Source organism: Neisseria sp. N95_16 (assembly GCF_002551535.2).
In the GTDB taxonomy this organism is placed as follows: domain Bacteria; phylum Pseudomonadota; class Gammaproteobacteria; order Burkholderiales; family Neisseriaceae; genus Neisseria; species Neisseria brasiliensis.
Genome location: NZ_PDBT02000020.1, coordinates 23,314 through 38,051, shown reverse-complemented (window position 1 = coordinate 38,051; position 14,738 = coordinate 23,314). Strand labels below are relative to the sequence as shown.

15 protein-coding genes are annotated in these 14,738 nt (G+C 50.2%); 4 read left to right on the top strand and 11 right to left on the bottom strand.

Translation table 11 applies throughout. The features are described from left to right. From CRG49_RS13835 to CRG49_RS04885, 11 genes are all read right to left on the bottom strand, one after another. A partial coding sequence (locus CRG49_RS13835) for a helix-turn-helix domain-containing protein (RefSeq protein WP_157807890.1) occupies positions 1 to 171 on the bottom strand: 171 nt, incomplete at its 3' end. 141 nt (positions 172 to 312) lie between these two features. Beyond that, entirely contained in the window at positions 313 to 1,050 is a 738-nt protein-coding gene (gene ubiE / locus CRG49_RS04925; RefSeq protein WP_095502595.1) for a bifunctional demethylmenaquinone methyltransferase/2-methoxy-6-polyprenyl-1,4-benzoquinol methylase UbiE, read from the bottom strand. Positions 1,051 to 1,087: 37 nt separating this feature from the next. Beyond that, entirely contained in the window at positions 1,088 to 1,519 is a 432-nt protein-coding gene (locus tag CRG49_RS04920; RefSeq protein WP_095502594.1) for a gamma-butyrobetaine hydroxylase-like domain-containing protein, read from the bottom strand. Then, entirely contained in the window at positions 1,516 to 1,755 is a 240-nt protein-coding gene (locus tag CRG49_RS04915; RefSeq protein WP_229437043.1) for a cytochrome b6, read from the bottom strand. The genes CRG49_RS04920 and CRG49_RS04915 overlap by 4 nt, the downstream gene beginning before the upstream one ends. A 122-nt stretch (positions 1,756 to 1,877) precedes the next feature. After that, positions 1,878 to 3,167 carry a CAP domain-containing protein gene (locus CRG49_RS04910; RefSeq protein ID WP_095502592.1) on the bottom strand — a complete coding sequence of 430 codons (1,290 nt, stop codon included), beginning with the start codon at positions 3,165 to 3,167 and terminating at the stop codon, positions 1,878 to 1,880. A gap of 128 nt (positions 3,168 to 3,295) precedes the next feature. Then, on the bottom strand, positions 3,296 to 3,424 hold the full coding sequence (locus CRG49_RS13705) for a hypothetical protein (RefSeq protein ID WP_255408370.1): 129 nt from the start codon (positions 3,422 to 3,424) through the stop codon (positions 3,296 to 3,298). 66 nt (positions 3,425 to 3,490) lie between these two features. Beyond that, a complete protein-coding gene (gene ilvD / locus CRG49_RS04905) occupies positions 3,491 to 5,350 on the bottom strand; it encodes a dihydroxy-acid dehydratase (RefSeq protein WP_095502591.1) in 1,860 nt (619 codons plus the stop codon). Positions 5,351 to 5,577: 227 nt separating this feature from the next. Continuing rightward, on the bottom strand, positions 5,578 to 6,483 hold the full coding sequence (hemF, locus tag CRG49_RS04900) for an oxygen-dependent coproporphyrinogen oxidase (RefSeq protein ID WP_095502590.1): 906 nt from the start codon (positions 6,481 to 6,483) through the stop codon (positions 5,578 to 5,580). A 91-nt stretch (positions 6,484 to 6,574) separates the two neighbouring features. After that, complete coding sequence (locus CRG49_RS04895) at positions 6,575 to 7,117, bottom strand: C40 family peptidase (RefSeq protein ID WP_095502589.1); 543 nt, start codon at positions 7,115 to 7,117, stop codon at positions 6,575 to 6,577. Between the two features lie 28 nt (positions 7,118 to 7,145). Continuing rightward, complete coding sequence (locus CRG49_RS04890) at positions 7,146 to 8,678, bottom strand: phospholipase D family protein (protein WP_095502588.1); 1,533 nt, start codon at positions 8,676 to 8,678, stop codon at positions 7,146 to 7,148. A 272-nt stretch (positions 8,679 to 8,950) separates the two neighbouring features. Continuing rightward, a complete protein-coding gene (locus CRG49_RS04885; RefSeq protein WP_095502587.1) occupies positions 8,951 to 10,336 on the bottom strand; it encodes an MFS transporter in 1,386 nt (461 codons plus the stop codon). A 359-nt stretch (positions 10,337 to 10,695) separates the two neighbouring features. Between CRG49_RS04885 and CRG49_RS04880 the strand changes: the two genes are divergently transcribed. The 4 genes from CRG49_RS04880 (at position 10,696) to htpX (ending at position 14,707) form a co-directional block, all read left to right on the top strand. Continuing rightward, positions 10,696 to 11,475: a (Fe-S)-binding protein gene (locus CRG49_RS04880; RefSeq protein WP_095502586.1), complete on the top strand. Its 780-nt coding sequence runs from the start codon at positions 10,696 to 10,698 to the stop codon at positions 11,473 to 11,475. Beyond that, on the top strand, positions 11,472 to 12,173 hold the full coding sequence (locus CRG49_RS04875) for a lactate utilization protein C (RefSeq protein ID WP_095502585.1): 702 nt from the start codon (positions 11,472 to 11,474) through the stop codon (positions 12,171 to 12,173). Before CRG49_RS04880 ends, CRG49_RS04875 begins: the two co-directional genes overlap by 4 nt. Next, a complete protein-coding gene (locus CRG49_RS04870) occupies positions 12,170 to 13,615 on the top strand; it encodes a LutB/LldF family L-lactate oxidation iron-sulfur protein (RefSeq protein WP_095502584.1) in 1,446 nt (481 codons plus the stop codon). The genes CRG49_RS04875 and CRG49_RS04870 overlap by 4 nt, the downstream gene beginning before the upstream one ends. A gap of 252 nt (positions 13,616 to 13,867) precedes the next feature. After that, entirely contained in the window at positions 13,868 to 14,707 is an 840-nt protein-coding gene (gene htpX, locus CRG49_RS04865; protein WP_095502583.1) for a protease HtpX, read from the top strand. Positions 14,708 to 14,738 lie beyond the last annotated feature (31 nt).

The window sequence follows — 14,738 nt, the reverse complement described above, 5'->3', positions numbered from 1 at the left end:
CTGTTGTGCTTTTCGGTAACAGTAGGTTCCGTTGACGGAATGCCGTCTGATTTCCCGACTGACGGTGGCGGGATGACAACCGATGTTCTGTGCGATTTGGTTTAGGGGTAGGTTGCGGTAATGTCTGGAAATGTAGTATCTTTGGTGTGAGGTCAGTTGTGTGTAGGTCATATTGCAATCTTTCTTGTCAGAAAAGGCAGTATACTACCGCATACTGGCCTTTTCTGTTATTGGAAATTGCACTTGTTAGGCGAATGTAAGGCCGTCTGAAATTCAGACGGCCTTTATTGATTGGTTCACACCAACCTAAAATTAAAACTTCACACCTTTATGCAAGGCCACAATGCCCGCGCTCATGTTGTGGTAATCCACGCTATCGAAGCCGGCTTCCAGCATCATTTGCTTCAGCGTTTCTTGATCAGGGTGCATGCGGATGGATTCGGCTAAGTATTGGTAGCTGTCAGCATCTTTGGCAATCAGCTTGCCCATCACCGGCAGCAATTTAAACGAATATAAATCGTATGCGCCGGATAATGGCTTGTAAACTTTAGAAAATTCCAATACCAGCAGCGTGCCGCCCGGTTTCAATACACGGTACATTTCTTTCAATGCGGCATCTTTGTGTGTCATGTTGCGCAAACCAAACGCCACCGAAACTAAGTTGAAATAGTTATCCGGAAACGGCAATTTTTCCGCATCGGCCAGCGATACCGGCAAAATCAAACCTTCGTTGAGCAAACGGTCGCGACCAACGGTGAGCATTGATGAATTGATGTCGGTCAGCCACACTTCGCCTTCTTTACCCACGCGTTTTGCCCAACCGCGCGACAAGTCGCCTGTACCACCGGCGATGTCCAACACTTTATCGCCTTTTTTCAAACGCGCGGTATTGATGGTGAAATGCTTCCACACACGGTGCAAACCGCCCGACATCACGTCATTCATGATGTCGTAGTTTTTCGCTACCGAGTGGAACACTTCGGCAACTTTGCCGGCTTTTTCATCTTCATCGACGGTTGAAAAACCGAAGTGGGTTTTGTGGTCGCTCATAATCTGCTTTCTTCAATGGAATAGGTTGTGTCTCTGCTTAATGGCTGCAACCGCAGCTGCCGCCGCCACAAGAATGACCGGCTTTGGCTTGCGCCGCCAAATCTTCAGCTGTCGGAATGCGTGATGCGCCGGCCAATTCAATGCGGCGCAAGTAATCGGCCCACATTTCATCATATTGGTAGGCCAATTTGTGTAAATACGGCCAATCATACAAACCACTGTCGTGGCCGTCTGAAAAAGTGATTTTCAGTGCATACTGGCCGACCGGCTCCAAGCCCATAATGGTGACATCGGCTTTGCCTGTTTGTAAAACTTCCTGCCCCGGCGCATGGCCGCGCACTTCAGCGCTGGGTGAATACACGCGCAAAAATTCGGCCGGCAGGCTTTTGTGTTCGCCATTGTAAACCAAAGTCAGGGCGACGCGGCCGTTTTGCAGGCGGATTTCTTCGGGGATTTGGTGTTCGCTCATTTGATTACTTTCGTACTGTTTTTACGCAGCATAGCCACTCTGATGGAAAAAATGCCGCCCAAAACAGCAAACAGCACCAGCGCATACAACGAAACGCGCATGGCCATAATTTGATGATTCATGCTCAAGCCCAAAGGCGCAACCATTAACACGACAAACACCAAAAACGTCAACATCATCAACGCAATACACACAAACGCATAACGCGTGTTGGCTTGAATTTTCGGATTAGTCATCATGGCAGCCGATGGGATGAAAACGGTATTTTAACAGCTTTCCGGTTAAATTTCGATAATCCTTAAACGGCTTGGCAACAATTGTTTAGGCCGTCTGAATGGCTTTCAGACGGCCTACTCATTTAAGAAGCAAGATAAAGTGCCAACGCTTTTTCCTTCTCGCCTTCAAACATCAGCCGCACATCGCCACCTGCCACACCCGTCACACGTACCAACACACCGCCGATTTGCCGTTCCAACACTTCCAATTTCGCTCCGCCGCGCTGCTGATAGACCAATTGCGGGCAGGTTTTTAAGCACCACCGATTGCGCCAATGGATAAAATATTTCTCGCCCGACTGCAGCGAGAGTTTCTCACCGCCTTCGACAATAAAATACGGATAATCCGGTTTTTTGGTGCGGAATGTCCATTCAGCGCGCTCCGGTTTACCCTTGCGCTCAAACTCAAACACCGCCCGATACAGCGTGTCGTATTCCAAAGGCCGAACGGGAAACAGCGCAAATTGCCGCGCGCTAAATTGCCGGTTCGGGTCGTTGTGTTGGGTTAACACGCGTTTGTGGGTGATTTCCTGCTCGCCTTGATACAATTTAAACGAGCGCATTTCCACGCGCCCTGCTTGCTCGGAAAAAGCAATGCTCACCGGATTGCCGGTAAACTCATGCCCCGGCATCGGATCCGGCCGTTCGCCTTGAAAATCGGGCATGGCAAAATGCCCCATCGGGTAAACAGTGTATAAAAGCTCGCGGCGGTTTTGCACTTCATCGGCATACACCACCGCGCCGTTGTGACACGACTGCTTGTAGTAATGGCGATTTGGCTCAGCTTTCAGACGGCCTAAACCACACAATCGGTTAAACCCTTTATGCCCTTGATTCACCACCAAAGCAGTATGATTGCGGCCGCTTTCATAGGCCACGCCGGCTTCGTTAATGCTTTGCTCCAACAAAGAAAAGCGGTGATAAATTGCCGTCATCAAACCGTCAAGCTGCTGATGCACAGCAAATTCAGCCGCCCTATCCGCATCCTGAAAACGACTGCTGGTGCTGACATTCTCATGCACACCATCATAAAGATAACCCACCCGCCTTGCCCGTTCAGACGGCCTGTTGCCGGTAAAATAACGGCTGGCGCGATTGTGTTCATCATGACCGTCATCGGGATTTTCAGTCAGATACAGCGCATGATTGCGGGCAGATTGCTCCAATATCGTCGAATGCGCCAAGGACTGCAAACCGGCCGTTTCGCGCAAGAAGTTCAAATAGCTCAAGCCGTCCAAGCCTGCTACCGCCGCACGATCCTGCGGCGCACTCGCCTGCAGCAACTGCTCCGGTGCGATTTTGGGCGATTGCTGGTATTGAAAAAAGGCGAACACAGCGGCAAACAGGCTGAGCCAAAGAATAAGGGATTTCATGGTTGCGTTTCAGACGGCCTTGATTAAGCCATTCAGCATAATTGTTTGGATAACGGCATTCTACCAAAGATAAAACCAAGGCCGTCTGAAAATACTATTTTTTCAGACGGCCTTAATACTCAATCAATTCACCTTTTCGGCTGCACTTGGAATGTATCCGGATGTTTCTTCAAATATTCGGTCGCCACAAAACCGCCGCCTATCAAAATCAATAAGATGACGGCTAAGGCAATCATGGCGATAACGAATTTATCCATCACATTCTTTCGTCAGGCCGTCTGAAACATGATATTTCAATATTTCAGACAGCCTGTTACTGCCGATTAGCGTTCGATCTGCGATACGTCGCGCACGGCACCTTTGTCGGCGGAAGTCGCCATCAGGCCATATGCGCGCAGGGCTTGGGAAACGTAGCGGTCGCGGTTGACCGGCTTCCAAGCTTGGCTGCCGCGTGCTTCCATCTCGGCACGGCGTTGTGCCAATTCTTCATCGGAAATCATCAGGTTGATGCTGCGGTTTGGAATATCGATTTCGATGGTATCGCCTTCGTTCACCAAACCGATGGCGCCCCCTTCTGCCGCTTCCGGTGAAGCGTGGCCGATGCTCAACCCTGAAGTACCGCCGGAGAAGCGACCGTCGGTCAGCAAGGCGCAGGCTTTGCCCAAACCTTTTGATTTCAAATAAGAAGTCGGATACAGCATTTCCTGCATACCCGGGCCGCCTTTTGGGCCTTCGTAGCGGATGATGACGATGTCGCCGGCCACGATTTCGTTAGCCAAAATGCCTTCTACGGCAGCATCTTGGCTTTCAAACACGCGTGCGCGGCCGGTGAATTTCAGAATGCTGTCGTCCACACCGGCGGTTTTCACCACGCAACCGCGCTCGGCGATGTTGCCGAACAATACGGCCAAGCCGCCGTCTTGCGAATAAGCGTGTTCGACGCTGCGGATACAGCCTTTTTCACGGTCGAGATCGAGCGTTTTCCACATGCGGTTTTGCGAGAAGGCTTGCGTGGTGCGCACGCCGCCCGGTGCGGCTTTGAAGCGTTCGATGGCTTCGGTGTTTTCCGGATTGGTAACGTCCCATTTGGCAATGGCTTCTTTCAAAGTCGGCGCGTGAATGGTTGGAATATCGGTATGCAGTTTGCCCGCTTTTTCCAGCTCTTTCAAAATACCGAAAATGCCGCCCGCACGATGCACATCTTCCATGTAGTAATCGTGATTGTTCGGCGCGGTTTTGCAGATACACGGCACCACGCGGCTCAAGCGGTCGATGTCGGCCATTTTGAAATCGACACCGGCTTCATTGGCCACGGCCAGCAAGTGCAAAATGGTGTTGGTCGAGCCGCCCATGGCGATGTCCATGGTCATGGCGTTTTCAAAAGCGGCTTTGGTGGCGATGCTGCGCGGCAATACCGATTCATCGTCTTGTTCGTAGTAGCGGCGGGTAATCTCGACAATCAGACGGCCTGCTTCCAAGAACAAATCTTTGCGGCCGGCATGGGTAGCCAAGTAAGAGCCGTTGCCCGGCAGCGACAAGCCCAAGGCTTCGGTCAGGCAGTTCATTGAGTTGGCGGTAAACATGCCGGAACACGAACCGCAAGTCGGACACGCGTTTTGCTCGACTTCCTGAATCTGCACATCGGAAACATTGTCGTCCGCCGCTTCAATCATGGCGTCAATCAAGTCCAAACGACGCTCGTCGGCAATATTAATCGCACCAATCACTTTACCCGCTTCCATCGGACCGCCGGATACGAAAATAGTCGGAATGTTCAAACGCATGGCCGCCATCAACATGCCCGGGGTGATTTTGTCGCAGTTGGAAATACACACCAGCGCATCGGCGCAGTGGGCATTAACCATGTATTCAATCGAATCGGCAATCAAATCGCGGCTTGGCAGGCTGTATAACATGCCGCTGTGCCCCATGGCGATACCGTCATCCACCGCGATGGTGTTGAATTCTTTGGCAATCGCACCGGCTTTTTCGATTTCGCGCGCCACCAATTGACCCATATTGTGTAAGTGAACGTGACCCGGCACGAATTGGGTAAACGAGTTGGCAATGGCAATAATCGGTTTGCCAAAATCGGCGTCAGCCACACCGGTGGCACGCCACAATGCGCGCGCACCGGCCATATTGCGGCCGTGGGTAGAGGTTTTGGAGCGGTAGTCCGGCATGTTGTGTTCCTTTGTTTATGGTGGCGTATTTAAAGGCCGTCTGAAAAATGGGGAAATTGTTAACAAAAATAAAGTCGTTATTTTATACCAATCAGGCGCAAATCAGTATCTTAATTTGTCGTTTTCTAATATGAAATAAAGATGAGTTTGCTATACCTGTATTTACTTTTCATTTATTGAGGTTTGAGGCTGTCTGAAATTAATAGGGCTTTCAGACGGCCTCAACATTATGCCAATTCATTCAACCAATCTCGCGGCGTTAAAAACCCGTTTAAACGCGCTTCATCGCTGCCTGCTTCCGGTTGATATTGGTATTCAAAGCGCACCAGCGGCGGCATCGACATCAAAATGCTTTCGGTGCGGCCGCCGCTTTGCAGACCGAAGAGCGTACCTCTGTCCCACACCAGATTGAATTCGACATAGCGGCCGCGGCGGTAAAGTTGGAAATTGCGTTCGCGTTCGCCATATGCGGTGTTTTTGCGTTTGGCAACAATCGGTTGATAAGCTTGCACATAACCTTCGCCGACAGCTTGGATAAAGTTCAGGCAGGTGTCGAAATCCCAGCGGTTTAAGTCGTCAAAAAACAGGCCGCCTACACCGCGGGTTTCGCCTCGGTGCTTGAGATAGAAATAGTCGTCACACCATTTTTTGTATTCAGGATAAACTTCCGCGCCAAATGGGCGGCACAGATTTTCCGCCACGCGGTGCCAATGCAAAATATCTTCTTCAAACGGGTAAAACGGCGTCAGGTCGAAGCCGCCACCAAACCACCACACCGGTGCTTGGTTTTCAGGATAAGCAATGAAAAAACGCACATTGGCATGACTGGTTGGCACATACGGATTTTTCGGATGAATCACCAGCGACACACCCATGGCTTCAAATGCGGCACCGGCCAATTCGGGGCGGTGCGCAGTAGCCGATGCAGGCATTTTTTCGCCTTTAACATGGGAAAAATTCACGCCTGCCTGCTCGAACACCGCGCCGTTTTTCAACACGCGTGATTCGCCTTTGCCGAGTTTGCTCGTCCATTCATCGCGCACAAACACCGCGCCGCCGTCTTCGGCTTCCAATGCGGCGCAGATGTGGTTTTGCAAATTTTTCAATACGGTTAACACGGCTTCTGTGTGCATGATGTTTCCTTATTTTGATTGGGTTGAGGCCGTCTGAATATTTTCAGACGGCCTTAATGATGACTTAACAAATATTGCTTTTCAGACGGCATCAATTGATGAAAAAGGTATGCGCGCCCAAGTAATTTTTGGCGTAAAACGGCTTGGTCAGTTTTTCGGTTTGAATGGTTTTACCGCTGCTTGGTGCGTGAATAAATTCGCCGTTGCCAATGTAGATGCCGACATGCGAATACTTGGTGCGCTTACTGGTGTTGAAAAACACCAAATCGCCCGGCTTCAATTGGCTGTCGGGGATTTTACGCGAAGCGGCGGCCATATCGCGGGCGGTGCGCGGCAGATTTACGCCGAGTGCGTTTTTGTAGATGTATTGAATCATGCCGCTGCAATCGAAGCCGGTAGCGGTGGTACTGCCGCCCCATTTGTAAGGCGTGCCGACCAAGCCCATGCTTTGAATCATGATTTCTTGCGAACCATGTGCGCGGTCGATATGGCTGATGCGCACAGGCTGGATTTTGCGCGTCGGTGCCTGCTTGGCAGTTTTCACCGTTTTCTTCGGCTTTTTGGCGGTGGTGCCACACGAAGCCAACAGCGTTGCGCTTGCAGCTAAAAACAAAGCTTTCCAAATCGATTTCATCGCTTTTCCTTTCGCTTTTCAGACGGCCTTACAGCAAACTTTCAATCGGCAGGAACGACAATATGCGCGCGGTCACACGTTTCCAAAAACCTGCTTCCGGCTCTTTGCCGTAGGTTTTGCCGTCTTCGGGATTATACCAATGCAGCTTGTGGAATTTGTTCATGGTCACTTTATAGGCGTATTTCGGCGTGGTTTCCACCAAGCTGCGCTGCATCATGCCGGCCACTTCAGGGCTTTCAATAACCACGCCCATTTCGGTATTCAGGCGTGCCGAACGCGGGTCGAGATTGAATGAGCCGATAAACACCCGCTTGGCATCGACGATAAAGGTTTTGGCATGCAAACTGGTGGCCGAGCTACCGGTCAAGCCGCGGTCTTTGGTTTTCGGCACGGCATGGTTGGGCTGCAATTCATAAAGATGCACGCCGGCTTTGAGCAAGGGCTTGCGGTATTTCACATAGCCCGAATGCACCGCCGCCACATCGGTTGCCTGCAATGAATTGGTCAGCACGTTCACATCAATGCCTTCTTTGGCCATCTGCGACAAGGCTTCTGTACCGCTTTTGGTCGGCACAAAATACGGCGACACCAAATAAATGCTTTCTTGCGGCTTTTGCAATGCGGCAAATAAGCGCTGGCTAATCGGCTGCTTGGAGCGGTCGCGGTTTAAGCCTTTGGCCGGATCGTCGCTAATCAGGCGGGTATGCACGTTAAACCACTCAATATTGTTTTCTTGCATGGATTTAAACAAGCCCGAATTTTCGACTTCTTTGCGGTATTTGGCTAAAACTTCATTGCTGTCTGAGCGGTCGCATTCCAGCTCTTGGTAGCCTTTTTCTATGCTGCCTTTTTTAATCACACTGGTGGCATTATAGGAAGAATTGCTCGCCCAATAGCGGTCGAAATCTTCGGACACATCCGTCACCACCGGTCCGGTCGCCAAAATATCCAAATCGGCAAACACGGTGTCTTCGCCGACTTGGAAATATTCGTCACCGATGTTGCGTCCGCCGAGAATGGTGGCGCGGTTGTCGGCCGTCAGCGATTTATTGTGCATGCGGCGGTTGAGTCGCGGAAAGTCGGTGAGATAACTTAACGCACGCCATTTGCGCGATACAAACGGATTAAACAAGCGGATTTCGATATTCGGGTGGCTGTCGAGCGCCAGTAAAACATTGTCTAAACCGTTGGTGTTGTTGTCATCCAAAAGCATGCGCACGCGTACACCGCGCTCGGCAGCACGGTGCACCAGATTAAACAGCAAGCGACCGGAAATATCGTTGTGCCAAATATAATATTGCAAATCCAAGCTGACATCGGCCGCTTCAATCAAAGCCGCGCGCGCGACAAAGGCTTCATGCGCATCGTTTAACAAATAGATGCCTGAAGTCGCCGGATCATCATCAATCTCGCCTTGTTGCGACGGTTTTAAAATCGCTTCCAAGCGCGGTGCAGAATCCACTTCGATATATTGGCTTTCTGTCCGCTCATCTAAAGGTGGCAAAGCGGCGCAGCCGACAAGAAACGCTGGTAACATGAATGTTAATAAGGTTGTCTTCATTGAGATAATGGTTTTCAGACGGCCTCATGAAAATACAATACACCAGTGCAGGTTTATTCCTTGCATGCCGTCTGAAAAAATGAATTTAAATTGTTGCTTTGCGCATTTTACCTGATTTTTATTGCGAGTTTGAGACCTTTGCAAAACTCCAGATTTGAGCACAGTTCAAAGTTATAGCAGCACAGAAAGCACAGGCATATCACAAAGATAGGCAAGCTTTCGAGCAGCGCATAACGAAGAAATGTGCCAAAGATGGAGATTTTGCAAAGGTCTCAGCCTGTAAGATTTTGGCCATCAGTAACATGTAAGCGGCTAAAAATCAGGCTGGATATCAAAGTAATCATGCCAACGCCAATAAAAGTAAGCTGGAACGCAATATGTAAATCCGTTTGCGCGAAACTGCTGCCACGCCAAAGCTGAAGCATCAGTGCGCCCAAGGCAATGCCCAACGCAATCGCCAATTGCTGATTCACCGCCATCAGGCTGTTGCCGCTGCCGGTTTGATAGCCGCGTAAATCCGCCAGCGTGAGCGTGTTCATCGATGAAAACTGAATAGAATTGCAAGTACCCATCAGCAGCAACAAAATCACCCACACCACCAACGGCGCTTCTGCACCCGGTATCGCCAACAGCATAATCAACACACCCAAAATGCGCGTGTTCCAAATCAATACATTACGATAACCAAATCGCGCCATAATCGGCTTAATGGCAGGCTTCACCAGCAACGAAGCCAACGCAATCGGCGCCACCAGCCAACCCGACAGGCTCGCGCTATACCCAAAGGCCACCTGAAACAATAAAGGCAGCAAAAACGGTATCGAGCTAATCCCCAAGCGGCTGAGCAAATTACCGGTTAAGCCTAAGCGGAACGTGCGCACTTTAAACAAATGGCCGGCATAAATCGGATTGGGCGTGGTTTTCGCATGACGGTAATACAGCCACATCAACACCGCGCCCGTTGCTGCCAGCAGCAATGAAAAGGGAGCAGCATTGGTATGAGACACAATTTCCACAGATAAGGTTAGCGCACACGCCGCCGCGGCAAACATCAAAAACCCGCTCAAATCCAAGGCCGTTTTCTCACCTTTAACATCAGGCATAATTTTCCAGCCAACGATTAAGCCCATCAAACCAATCGGCAGATTCAGCAAAAAAATCCAATGCCAAGACGCATATTCCACCAAATAACCGCCTACCAACGGTCCCAACACCGGCCCGATTAAAGCCGGCATCACCGCGTAGTTAAACGCATTGAGTAACTGCGACTTTTCATACACACGCAAAATGGTCAAACGCGGCACCGGTACCAACATTGAGCCGCCAATCCCTTGCACCGCCCTAGCCAACACCAACATCGGCAAATTGGGCGCAGCAGCACACAATAGCGAACCCAGCATAAAAATCGAAATAGAAGCGAGAAATACTTTTTTCGTGCCCAAGCGGTCAACCAAATAGCCGCTTAAAGGAATCAAGAGCGCCACAGTTAAGGTATAAACAATCACCGCCATTTGCATATTCAGCGGTGATTCGTGCAAATCTTCGGCAATTTTGGGTAACGCGGTATTTAAAATAGTGGCATCCAGCATCTGCATGAAAATGGCAATAGCCATCAACAGCGGCAGCCAGCGGGAAGGTTTCGCAGCTTGGGTCATCATGATTCGGCTTAATTAATGTTTCTTTTCATCAATATCGGGCATTGTACCTGAATTTAAAGGCCACCAAGGCTTTAAGGCCGTCTGAAAAAACTTTGCGTTCAGATAGATTCAGACTGCCTGAGACTTTTTATCACAATATGCCGTCTGAAAATTATTTTTCATTCCTATATAAACAAATTATAACTTAAATTTAATGAGAATGATTACCAAAATATAAAATATCAGAAGGCATAAGCCCTTTAGCTTTCAACCATCTATCGGTAAATTTATTTTGAAAAATTCAACTTGACCTGTTACATCGAATTGCTTAAAGTACAAAATTATCCTTTACTCATTACAATAAAGAAATCTCTACCAAAATGAGCGTAAAAACCCCTACCCCCATTATCCGTTTCGACAGCGTGCCGACCGATGCCTATTTCTTCGGCACCTGCGTTCTCGACATCTTCATGCCCGAAGCCGGCATGGATGCCATGACCTTAATCGAGCAGCAAGGCATTCGCACCCATTTCCCGATGAATCAAAGCTGCTGCGGCCAACCTGCTTATTCTTCAGGCCATCCGCAAGAAGCATTTGAAGTAGCCAAAGCGCAATTGGATCTGTTTCCTGAAAACTGGCCGATTGTTGTGCCGTCTGGCTCATGCGGCGGCATGATGAAACACCATTGGCCAACTTTGTTTAAAGGCACGCCGTACGAAGCGAAAGCCAAAGACATCGCCGAGCGCGTTATCGAATTTACCCATTTTCTCTTAGCCATCGGCTATCACCCTGAAGACAAAGGTGCACCAGTAAAAGTGGCGGTTCATACTTCTTGCGCCGCACGTCGTGAAATGAATGTACATCTTTCCGGCTGGGAATTAATTGACGGCATGGAAAATGTCGAGCGCATCGTGCACGACCACGAAAGTGAGTGTTGCGGTTTTGGCGGCACATTCTCGGTTAAGCATCCCGACATTTCCGGTGCCATGGTCAGCGATAAAGTCGCCGCATTGAAAGAAACCCAAGCCACTGAAATCATCAGTGCCGACTGCGGCTGCATGATGAACATCGGCGGCAAAATTGCCAAAGATGAACCCAACATGCCGGCACCGAAACACATTGCCACCTTCTTATTAGAACGCACCGGAGGCAAAGCATGAGCGCACGCGACAATATTCTGACCAAGCTGAGAAAAGCCGATGCCTACCCGATGATTGAGCCGAACACCGCTGATTACTACCGCCAAAACGAAATAACTTGGGAAAACGAAACCGCCCGTCTGAAACATTGGGCAGTGACCATGCGCGCGGTGAAAACCGAGATTTATTGGGTGACCCGCGACAATTGGCCGCAAGTGTTCCGCCAAGCGGCAGAAGAAAAAGGCCTGAAAAATATTTTATTGCCATTACAAACTGCAGACGGCCTCAAAGCCCAAGCCGCCTTGGAAGGCAGCAACATCGAAGCCTTGTCGTTCGACCTTAAAATCGAAGAGTGGAAAGACGAATTTTTCCAGCAAATCGATGCCGGTTTCAGCGGCTCAAAATGCGGCATCGCCCGCACCGGCACTATCATGCTGGAATCCAGCCCCGAGCAACCACGCAGCTTGAGCTTGGTGCCACCTGTGCATTTCTGCCTGTTTGACACCAGCAAAATGTATGGTGAATTTCACCATGCCGTTGAAGGCGAAAAACTGGTTGAAAACGGTATGCCGACCAACGTGATTCTCATCTCCGGCCCATCGAAAACCGCCGATATCCAATTAACGCTGGCCTACGGTGCACACGGCCCGCGCGATTTGGTTGTGCTGGCGATTCTGCCTGATCACATTTCACCTGCCGATTTGGAGGAAACCGTATGAGCAGCCAAACCATCCAATTTCACATGAAGCCGGAAACCTTCAAGCAAAACACCGCTATTTCATTGCAGGACAAACCCTTGCGTAAAAGCCTGCGCACGGCAATGGATATGCTGATGACCAAGCGCAAAGCCGTGTTGTCAGACGAAGAAGAATTGCAAACCCTGCGCGATTTGTGTGAACACATCCGCCAACGCTCACTCTCCCGCCTGCCTGATTTGCTGGAGCAGCTCGAAGCCAACCTGACACGCTTGGGTGTAAAAGTGCATTGGGCGGAAACGCCTGCCGAAGCCTGCACCATCATTCACAATATTATGAATGCCCACAACGGCAAACTGATGGTCAAAGGCAAATCCATGGTCAGCGAAGAAATCGAGCTGAACCATTATTTGGAAGACAACGGCATTCGTGCGGTAGAAAGCGATTTGGGCGAATTTATCGTTCAGATGGCCGGTGAAAAACCGACCCACATCGTGATGCCTGCCATCCATAAAACCAAAGAGCAAGTCAGCGAATTGTTCCATCAAAATTTGGATACGCCGCTGACCGATGACGTTGACCAGCTTACCGGCTTTGCCCGCATGGCCTTGCGCGATATTTACCGCACTGCCGACGTGGGCTTGAGCGGCGTGAACTTTGCCGTCGCCGAAACCGGTACCTTGTGTTTGGTTGAAAACGAAGGCAACGGTCGCTTATCGACTACCGTGCCACCAGTGCATATTGCCATTACCGGCATTGAAAAAGTGGTGGCCAAATTGTCGGACGTGCCGCCGCTGTATAGCTTGCTGCCACGTTCGGCCATCGGTCAAAACATCACCACTTATTTCAACATGATTACCGGCCCGCGCCGCAGCGAAGAGTTGGACGGCCCGCAGGAAATGCACTTGGTGTTACTCGACAACGGCCGCACGCAAGCCTATGCCGAAGACCAAATGCGCCGCACTTTGCAATGTATCCGTTGCGGTGCGTGTATGAACCACTGTCCGGTGTACACCCGTATCGGCGGCGCAGCTTACGGCACCACCTATCCGGGCCCGATTGGTGAAATCCTGTCGCCGCACCTGCTCGGATTGGAAAGCACCAGCGATCTGCCGACTGCGTGCAGTATGTGTGGCGCTTGTGTGGAAGTATGTCCGGTACGCATCCCGATTACCGAGCAAATGCAACGTCTGCGCGTAGAAGCCCAGCGCTCGCCAAGCGAAGTAGTTCCGCATCCGATTCGCGGCCAAGGTGCATCGCATACCTTTGGTGAACAAATGGCATGGCGCACGTTTAACGGCATTTTCAGCGGCAAAAAAGCCTACCGTGCTTTTGGCTGGGCAGCGACCAAATTCCGCGCCTTAACCCCAAATAAACAATTGGGCTGGACGGATAGCCGCGTGCCGATGAAACCGGCAAAGAAAACCCTACATGAAATGATGGCGGAAAAACAACGCCAATCATAATCTTTCATGGCTGCATCAAGGCCGTCTGAAACGTTCAGACGGCCTTTCGATTATTTCAAGTGAGATTTAGATATTTAGCCCAAAAATTTGAACAAGTGCCTATTTTCCAACAGATACTAACAGTCAGCTTTGCATACCTTTGCTCAAAAGCTTATTCCCTAAAATCAACCTTTTTGAGACAATACCGTCAAATCTGCGCCATCTCGGCCAGTATAAAAACAAACCACACACCAACATAAAGGAATCCATCCGGTGAAACGCATTTTCTTGTTTCTTGCAACCAATATCGCCGTCCTGATCGTTATCCGTATCGTTCTGGCTGTTTTAGGCATCAACAGCACCGATGAAGTCGGTAGCCTGTTGGTTTATTCTGCTGTTGTCGGCTTCAGCGGCTCGATTATTTCCCTGCTGCTATCCAAAACCATGGCCAAACGTTCGGTTGGCGCGGAAGTGATCACCCAACCACGCAGCGAAGAAGAAGCTTGGTTATTGTCCACCGTTGAAGCCCAAGCGCGTCAATGGAATTTGAAAACACCGGAAGTGGCCATTTACCATTCCCCTGAACCAAACGCCTTCGCTACCGGTGCCAGCAAAAATAATTCTTTAGTCGCCGTATCCACCGGCCTGCTTGACCACATGACCCGCGATGAAGTGGAAGCCGTGTTGGCACACGAAATGGCACACGTCGGCAACGGCGACATGGTGACGCTGACCTTGATTCAAGGCGTGGTCAACACTTTCGTTGTATTCCTCGCCCGCATAGTTTCCGGCATGGTTGCCCGCAATGAAGACGGCAGCACATCCAACGGCATGTATTTTATGGTCAGCATGGTGTTGCAAATTGTGTTCGGCTTCTTGGCCAGCATCATCGTGATGTGGTTCAGCCGCCAACGCGAATACCGCGCCGATGCCGGTGCCGCCAAATTGGTTGGTGCCCCGAAAATGATTGCTGCGTTGCAACGTTTGAAAGGTGCCAGAAGCGATTTGCCACAAGAAATGAATGCCATGGGTATTGCCAGCGAAAGCAAAGATTCCCTGTTGAGCACCCACCCATCTTTGGACAACCGCATTGCCCGCTTGAAAGCGCAATAACATTCAATCATCAAAGGCCGTCTGAAAATAT

What these genes read in the sequence shown, in the direction of transcription:
- CRG49_RS04885 (WP_095502587.1), bottom strand. Translation starts at nt 10,336, where the DNA reads ATGATGACCCAAGCTGCGAAACCTTCCCGCTGGCTGCCGCTGTTGATG.
- hemF (WP_095502590.1), bottom strand. Translation starts at nt 6,483, where the DNA reads ATGCACACAGAAGCCGTGTTAACCGTATTGAAAAATTTGCAAAACCAC.
- CRG49_RS13705 (WP_255408370.1), bottom strand. Translation starts at nt 3,424, where the DNA reads ATGGATAAATTCGTTATCGCCATGATTGCCTTAGCCGTCATCTTATTG.
- CRG49_RS04915 (WP_229437043.1), bottom strand. Translation starts at nt 1,755, where the DNA reads ATGACTAATCCGAAAATTCAAGCCAACACGCGTTATGCGTTTGTGTGT.
- CRG49_RS04890 (WP_095502588.1), bottom strand. Translation starts at nt 8,678, where the DNA reads ATGAAGACAACCTTATTAACATTCATGTTACCAGCGTTTCTTGTCGGC.
- CRG49_RS04910 (WP_095502592.1), bottom strand. Translation starts at nt 3,167, where the DNA reads ATGAAATCCCTTATTCTTTGGCTCAGCCTGTTTGCCGCTGTGTTCGCC.
- CRG49_RS04875 (WP_095502585.1), top strand. Translation starts at nt 11,472, where the DNA reads ATGAGCGCACGCGACAATATTCTGACCAAGCTGAGAAAAGCCGATGCC.
- CRG49_RS04870 (WP_095502584.1), top strand. Translation starts at nt 12,170, where the DNA reads ATGAGCAGCCAAACCATCCAATTTCACATGAAGCCGGAAACCTTCAAG.
- CRG49_RS04920 (WP_095502594.1), bottom strand. Translation starts at nt 1,519, where the DNA reads ATGAGCGAACACCAAATCCCCGAAGAAATCCGCCTGCAAAACGGCCGC.
- CRG49_RS04895 (WP_095502589.1), bottom strand. Translation starts at nt 7,117, where the DNA reads ATGAAATCGATTTGGAAAGCTTTGTTTTTAGCTGCAAGCGCAACGCTG.
- ilvD (WP_095502591.1), bottom strand. Translation starts at nt 5,350, where the DNA reads ATGCCGGACTACCGCTCCAAAACCTCTACCCACGGCCGCAATATGGCC.
- CRG49_RS04880 (WP_095502586.1), top strand. Translation starts at nt 10,696, where the DNA reads ATGAGCGTAAAAACCCCTACCCCCATTATCCGTTTCGACAGCGTGCCG.
- ubiE (WP_095502595.1), bottom strand. Translation starts at nt 1,050, where the DNA reads ATGAGCGACCACAAAACCCACTTCGGTTTTTCAACCGTCGATGAAGAT.